Here is a 6577-nt window from a genome sequence, read left to right on the forward strand (position 1 = left end):
TTATGATAATACGCAAATCTCCTGCCGAAATTGATAAAATCCGTATCAGTTGCCAGATTCTTGGTGAACTGCTGGATTTACTGGCAGAGAAAATTATGCCTGGCGTGAGCACCTGGGATCTTGATGCCTTTGCTTATGATTTCATCATTAAAAATGGTGCAAAACCTGCTTTTAAAGGTTATCAGGTTCCTGGCTTAAGTCCTTTCCCCTCAACTTTGTGTACATCTCTTAATTCTGTTATTGTGCATGGTTTTCCCTCTAAGAAGGTAATTCTTAAAGAAGGAGACATTATTAGCATAGATGTGGGAGCCATCAAGGACGGATATTATAGTGATGCAGCCCGAACCTATGCCGTAGGAACTATTTCCCCAGATGCTCAAAGATTAATGGAAGTTACCCTTAATGCACTTTATAAAGGAATAGAAGCTGCGATTCCAGGAAATAGAGTAGGAGATATCTCTAATGCAATTGGTACCTATGTTGCCTCTATGGGTTATTATGTGGCAGATGATTTGACCGGGCATGGTGTTGGACGTTATCTTCATGAAGAGCCTCAGATCCCAAATGCTGGTAGTGCTGGACATGGACCTCGTCTTCAACCAGGTATGACTTTAGCCATAGAACCTATGGTCAATATCGGCACCAATAGAGTAAAAGAGAATGGCTGGGAATTTTCTGTGGCAGATGGAACTTTATCTGCACATTTTGAACATACTATCTTAATCACCGATAGTCAACCTGAGATATTAACCGTTGCTAAAGGAGAGAGAGTATGAGTAAAACAGGTGTTATAGAAGTGGAAGGTATTGTCATCGAGGCACTTCCTAATACAACCTTTAAAGTGCAGCTGGAGAATGGGCACACTATTCTGGCTCATAGCTCCGGCAAAATGCGGATGCACTATATCCGTATCCTTCCAGGAGATAAAGTTAAAGTGGAACTTTCTCCCTATGATTTAACTCGTGGCAGGATAACTTACCGCTATAAATAAAAATTGCAGGAAACGACTGCACTCTTGCAAGGAGATATAATGAAAGTAAGATCATCAGTTAAAAAACTCTGTAAAGATTGTAGAATTATTAAACGTAACGGTGTAATCCGGGTTATCTGCAGCTCTAACCCTAAACACAAACAAAGACAGGGTTAAGGAGGAGTAATTTGGCACATATTGCAGGAATAGAACTACCCAAAAACAAACGTTTATTCATTGGCTTAACCTATATCTATGGCATAGGACGTTCCCGTGCGATAGAAATTTGCAAAAAAGCCAATATTGACGAAATGAAAAAAGTAGAAGATCTAACCCCGGAAGAGGAAAAACTTATTCGCGATATTGTCCAAAATGAATATGTCGTGGAAGGTGCTCTACGCACTCAGGTTGCTATGAATATTAAGCGCCTGATGGAAATTGGATGTTATCGTGGGTTAAGACATAAACGGGGACTGCCCGTTCGTGGACAGCGTACACATACCAATGCCAGAACCCGTAAAGGTCCTCGTCCTGGCGGAATTAGAAAGAAGAAATAGGAGAGAACTGAACTATGCCTAAAAAAACCAGACCAAAGAAAAAACGCACTCGCCTTTCCTTTGATGAAGGTCTAATCTACATTCATTCCAGCTTCAACAACACGATAGTAACTTTAACTGACCGAAGCGGAAATGTGCTTGCCTGGTCAAGTGGAGGAAAAATCGGCTATAAAGGCTCTCGTAAAGCAACTCCATTTGCTGCTCAAATGGCTGCTTCTGAAGTTGCTAAAGCTGCCCAAGATATGGGTATTTCCCGCGTTGGACTCATCGTGAAAGGACCTGGTAGTGGTAGAGAATCTGCTCTGCGCGCTGTAAATGCCGCTGGAATGAAAGTAACAATGATAAAGGACGCCACACCCATTCCTCATAATGGATGTCGTCCACCAAAAGCCAGAAGGATTTAAAAGAGGAAATTATGGCAAAATATACTGGACCTAAAGCCAAATTATGTCGTAGATTTGGTGAAAATATCTATGGACCTCAAAAATACGACAAGATTCTAAGTAAACGTAAGTTCCCTCCTGGTCAGCATGGAAGTAGTATGCATCGTAAACCCAGTGATTATTCTTTACATCTAAATGAAAAACAAAAACTTAGATATACTTATTGCCTACTGGAAAGACAGTTCAGAAGATACTTCCAGATTGCAGATAAAATGCAAGGTATCACGGGCGATAATTTGTTAAAATTGCTGGAAAGAAGATTGGACAATACTGTCTATCGTATGGGTTTTGCTACCACCAGGATGCAGGCTCGACAATTTGTTAATCATGGACATTTTATGGTTAATGGAAAAAAAGTAGATATCCCTTCCTATCTACTTAAGCCAGGAGATATTATAGAAGTCCGTCCCAAAAGCAGGGGTATAAAACCTTTAGTGGAAGCCTGGAACAATTCAGAGGCAAGTTCACCCTACCCCTGGTTAACTGTTGATAAAGAAAATATGCGCGGTCAATTTGTTAATATCCCCAATATAGAGGATATTCCTACCACAGTTGATATGCGTTTGGTGGTTGAATACTACTCCAAATAATGGCTTTACAAGCGAGGAGTTTATATTATGTTATATCTTGAACCTTTACAAATGCCCGAAAATGTGGATTACGAAAAACAAACCTATTCTCCTACTTTCGGACACTTTGAAATTGGACCGCTGGAACCTGGTTTTGGCACAACCTTAGGAAATTCGCTACGTCGTATACTCCTATCTTCCATTCAGGGCTCAGCTGTTCGTTTTGTTAGAATAGAAGGTTTACATCACGAGTTTACTCCGATTCCCGGAACTAATTCGGATTATATAGACCTTATTTTGCGGTTGAAACAATTGGTCATCTATTGCACTTCTATTGATGAAGTTACGGTTACTCTTGAACATAAAGGTAAAGGAATTATTACCGCAGCTAAAATTCAGGAACACCCAAATGTAAAAATTATCAATAAAGACCTCTATTTGCTGGAAGTAACTGAAGATGTTGATTTTAAAATGGATTTAATCATTGGAAATGGACGTGGTTATGTTCCCGCAGACCGCCAAAATACAGAAGGTAAACCTCTGGGATTTATCCCTATTGATTCCATCTATTCCCCCGTTCTGAAAGTGAATTTTTCCGTGGCTCATCAGCGAGTTAAAGAAAGAATGAACTACGACAAACTGCTTATAGATATCTACACCAATGGTGCTATAGAGCCAAGCATTGCCCTATTTCTTTCTGCTAAACTGCTGCGTGATATGGCAGGAAAGATTTGCTTATTTGAAACGGAACCTCAATACATACGTGATGTCTATATTGACCCGGAATTGGAAGAAAAGGAACGTATCCTATCTTTACCTGTCAAAGAAATTGAACTTTCCGTCCGTGCGGCAAATTGTCTGGAAGCAGCAAATATTAAGACCATCGGAGAACTGGTTTCTAAAACTGAACAGGAAATGTTAAAATATCGTAACTTCGGCAAAAAGTCCCTGGAAGAAATCGTCCAAAAATTAAAGAAATATGACCTCCATCTCGGAATGGATGTTGAAGGAATTTATCGTCAAATTAGGGAAGCTCGCAGTCGCGGTATTAAGACAGAAGAAACTGCTCCCACTAAAGAAGAACAGGAAGAAAAATCTGTTACTCCACCTCGTAAACCTGTTCCTACTACTAAAAAGAAGGTGAAAAATGCGACATAGAGTTGAAGGTAGAAAATTTGGTAGAGAAACTGACCAACGCCGTCTTATGATGAATAATCTAGTAAAGTCTATGATAGAACATGGACAGATTACTACCACCCTGGCTAAAGCCAAAGAAATGCGTAGATATGTTGAACGTGTAGTCACTTATGGAAAAAATGATACCGTACATTCCCGTCGTCTTGCTTATAAAGTGCTGGGAGACCGAACCCTGGTAAAAAAACTATTCACTGAAATTGCTCCGGCATTCCAGGATAGAAATGGAGGATATACCCGCATTATTAAAGCCGGTTATCGCAGAGGAGATTCTGCTCCTATGGCTGTTATCCAATTTGTTGAATCCTCTACAATTACTCCTAAAAAAGAGCATATTAAAGCGAAAGACCTGAATAAATAAGCAAGCCTCTCATAAATATTAAAATGGACTACCCGATAAGGTAGTCCTTTTTTTATTCTTCTGAAAAAAGAACTTATTTAACCTACTATCCTCAGATTCCTAAAGTCTCATCTTTTAAAATCTCCAATTCCATAAATATCAACTGGTTACATCCTTCTTTTTACTTTTCTATCACTTCTTGATTTATCTCCAACTTATGTCCAGCTTATGTCCAGCTTATGTCCAGCTCATGTCCAACTTATGTCCGAAATGGGACATAAGCTCAAGATTAACTTGGGATGGTTTGCACTTTATTTGTTAAGGTTAAGGTCTAAAAGGAGACTCAATGTATCTTGACCAAAAGGTTACAGAGAATTTATCCTATTATAATGAGCAAAATAAAAAAAGATGCCCTTATTATTCAAGTTTAGAGACAAAGAGAACCCAAACTGCAACACTATTACTGTATGAATTGTTGCCATCACAGTCTATGTAGCAAAGAAAGAAGATTCTTTATTCTAATTGAATAGGATTAATAATAATGCTAGGTTATTCCTTGCGCCTTATCACTAAATTCTTATTCGCTCTATTAATGTAAATTATCGCTATCTAACCCGCTACCTGGATAACATTTCCTAAGTAATAACAATAATCCACGGGAAAACCCTAATAAACAACTAAATAGAAAATTAACGAATCTAAATAACTTCAAATCTTTGGACTCGTTAAATTCTTTTACTCAAGTCTGGTTTTTGGATTACTTTAATGGAAAAAATACCCCATAAAATGCATACTATTAATAGAATATTTTTATTTTCCTTGACAAAAAATGAAAAGAGTTTTAAATATAATTTAATAAAATTAGGGGATAGAATGATGAAAAAGATAGTTTTATTTTTCATGGTGGTGTCATTTATATTGCCTTTCAGTGCAGTATATTTTAAAATTGGGGATTACTATACACCTGGTGATGCATACTTCATTACTATTTCTAACAATATTGCCTATGTAGCATATAATTGGGCAGAATTAAAGATTATAGATGTTTCCAATCCTCAAAATCCAGTTATGCTTGGCTCTTATGATACACCCGGTGAACCACGCTCTATTGCTGTTTCAAATAATATTGCCTATGTAGCAGATTGGGGTTCTGGCTTACAAATTATAGATGTTTCCAATCCTCAAAATCCAGCTCTTTCGGGCTCCTATGATACACCTGGTTGGGCAGAATCTGTTACTGTTTCAAATAATATTGCCTATGTAGCAGATTGGGATGCGGGTTTACAGATTATAGATGTTTCCAATTCACAGAACCCAGTACTACTTGGCTCTTATGATACACCAAGTTATGCACGCTCTGTTTTTGTTTCAAATAATATTGCCTATGTAGCAGCTTATTATGCGGGTTTACAAATTATAGATGTTACCAATCCTGAAAATCCAGTACTACTTGGCTCTTATGATACACCCGATGATATACTCTCCGTTACCGTATATGGAAATATAGCCTATGCAGCTGTTAGTGGTTCTGGATTACAGCTTATAGATGTTTCCAATCCTCAAAATCCAGTACTACTTGGCTCCTATGATACGCCTGGTTATACTTTCTCCATTGTTGTTTTTAATAATATAGCCTATGCAGCTGTTAGTGGTTATGGCTTGCAGATTATAGATGTTTCCAATCCTCAAAATCCAGCTCTTGTGGGCTCATATGATACACTCAGTGAAGCACTCTCTGTTACTGTTTCAAATAATATTGCCTATGTAGCAGCTGACTATACAGGTTTACAGATTATAGATGTTTCCAATCCTCAAAATCCAGCTCTTGTGGGCTCGTATAATACGCCTGGTTGGGCAGAATCTGTTACTGTTTCAAATAATATTGCCTATGTAACAGCACGAGATGCGGGTCTACAAATTATAGATGTTACTAATCCTGAAAATCCAGGACTACTTGGCTCTTATGATACACCTGATGATATACTCTCCGTTACTGTATATGGAAATATAGCCTATGCAGCCGTTGGTGGTTCTGGATTACTGATTATAGATGTTTCCAATCCTCAAAATCCAGTACTACTTGGCTCTTATGATACTACGCCTAGTTATGCACGCTCTGTTTCTGTTTCAAATAATATTGCCTATGTAGCAGTTGACTATACAGGTTTACAGATTATAGATGTTTCCAATTCTCAAAATCCAGCTCTTTTAGGCTCTTATGATACGCCTGGTGAAGCAAAATATGTTACTGTTTCAAATAATATTGCCTATGTAGCAGATGAATGGGCAGGTTTACAGATTATTGATGTTTCCAATCCTGAAAATCCAGTACTACTATGCTCTTATAATACGCCTGGTGAAGCAATCTCTGTTACTGTTTCAAATAATATTGCCTATATCGCCTATGTAGCAGTTTACTATACGGGTCTACAAATTATAGATGTTTCTTATCCTGCTGCTCCAGTATTATTAAATACTATACTTCCTCATCCAACCAGTAATAT

General features: G+C 38.0%; 9 protein-coding genes. All 9 read left to right on the plus strand.

Features of this window, described 5'->3' with window-relative positions:
* Positions 1–2: 2 nt before the first annotated feature.
* Positions 3–776 carry a type I methionyl aminopeptidase gene (map, locus tag E0946_RS06115; protein ID WP_133201587.1) on the plus strand — a complete coding sequence of 258 codons (774 nt, stop codon included), beginning with the start codon at positions 3–5 and terminating at the stop codon, positions 774–776.
* Positions 773–991 (plus strand): translation initiation factor IF-1, encoded by a 219-nt coding sequence (gene infA, locus E0946_RS06120; protein WP_133201588.1) that lies wholly within the window; start codon positions 773–775, stop codon positions 989–991. The genes map and infA overlap by 4 nt, the downstream gene beginning before the upstream one ends.
* Positions 992–1030: 39 nt before the next feature.
* Entirely contained in the window at positions 1031–1147 is a 117-nt protein-coding gene (gene rpmJ / locus E0946_RS06125; protein WP_133201589.1) for a 50S ribosomal protein L36, read from the plus strand.
* A gap of 11 nt (positions 1148–1158) precedes the next feature.
* Positions 1159–1527, plus strand: coding sequence for a 30S ribosomal protein S13 (rpsM, locus tag E0946_RS06130; protein WP_133201590.1), 369 nt, complete (start codon positions 1159–1161; stop codon positions 1525–1527).
* A 14-nt stretch (positions 1528–1541) separates the two neighbouring features.
* Complete coding sequence (gene rpsK, locus E0946_RS06135; RefSeq protein ID WP_133201591.1) at positions 1542–1931, plus strand: 30S ribosomal protein S11; 390 nt, start codon at positions 1542–1544, stop codon at positions 1929–1931.
* A gap of 11 nt (positions 1932–1942) precedes the next feature.
* A complete protein-coding gene (gene rpsD, locus E0946_RS06140; RefSeq protein WP_133201592.1) occupies positions 1943–2560 on the plus strand; it encodes a 30S ribosomal protein S4 in 618 nt (205 codons plus the stop codon).
* 27 nt (positions 2561–2587) lie between these two features.
* Positions 2588–3697, plus strand: a complete 1110-nt coding sequence (locus tag E0946_RS06145) for a DNA-directed RNA polymerase subunit alpha (RefSeq protein ID WP_133201593.1) — start codon at positions 2588–2590, stop codon at positions 3695–3697.
* Entirely contained in the window at positions 3687–4094 is a 408-nt protein-coding gene (rplQ, locus tag E0946_RS06150) for a 50S ribosomal protein L17 (RefSeq protein ID WP_133201594.1), read from the plus strand. Before E0946_RS06145 ends, rplQ begins: the two co-directional genes overlap by 11 nt.
* A gap of 855 nt (positions 4095–4949) precedes the next feature.
* The coding region (locus E0946_RS06155; RefSeq protein WP_133201595.1) for an LVIVD repeat-containing protein at positions 4950–6577 on the plus strand (1628 nt) is incomplete at its 3' end.

It is taken from the genome of Candidatus Syntrophosphaera thermopropionivorans (genome assembly GCF_004353895.1).
Classification (GTDB): domain Bacteria; phylum Cloacimonadota; class Cloacimonadia; order Cloacimonadales; family Cloacimonadaceae; genus Syntrophosphaera; species Syntrophosphaera thermopropionivorans.

What these genes read in the sequence shown, in the direction of transcription:
- map (WP_133201587.1), top strand. Translation starts at nt 3, where the DNA reads ATGATAATACGCAAATCTCCTGCCGAAATTGATAAAATCCGTATCAGT.
- infA (WP_133201588.1), top strand. Translation starts at nt 773, where the DNA reads ATGAGTAAAACAGGTGTTATAGAAGTGGAAGGTATTGTCATCGAGGCA.
- rpmJ (WP_133201589.1), top strand. Translation starts at nt 1,031, where the DNA reads ATGAAAGTAAGATCATCAGTTAAAAAACTCTGTAAAGATTGTAGAATT.
- rpsK (WP_133201591.1), top strand. Translation starts at nt 1,542, where the DNA reads ATGCCTAAAAAAACCAGACCAAAGAAAAAACGCACTCGCCTTTCCTTT.
- rpsD (WP_133201592.1), top strand. Translation starts at nt 1,943, where the DNA reads ATGGCAAAATATACTGGACCTAAAGCCAAATTATGTCGTAGATTTGGT.
- E0946_RS06145 (WP_133201593.1), top strand. Translation starts at nt 2,588, where the DNA reads ATGTTATATCTTGAACCTTTACAAATGCCCGAAAATGTGGATTACGAA.
- rplQ (WP_133201594.1), top strand. Translation starts at nt 3,687, where the DNA reads ATGCGACATAGAGTTGAAGGTAGAAAATTTGGTAGAGAAACTGACCAA.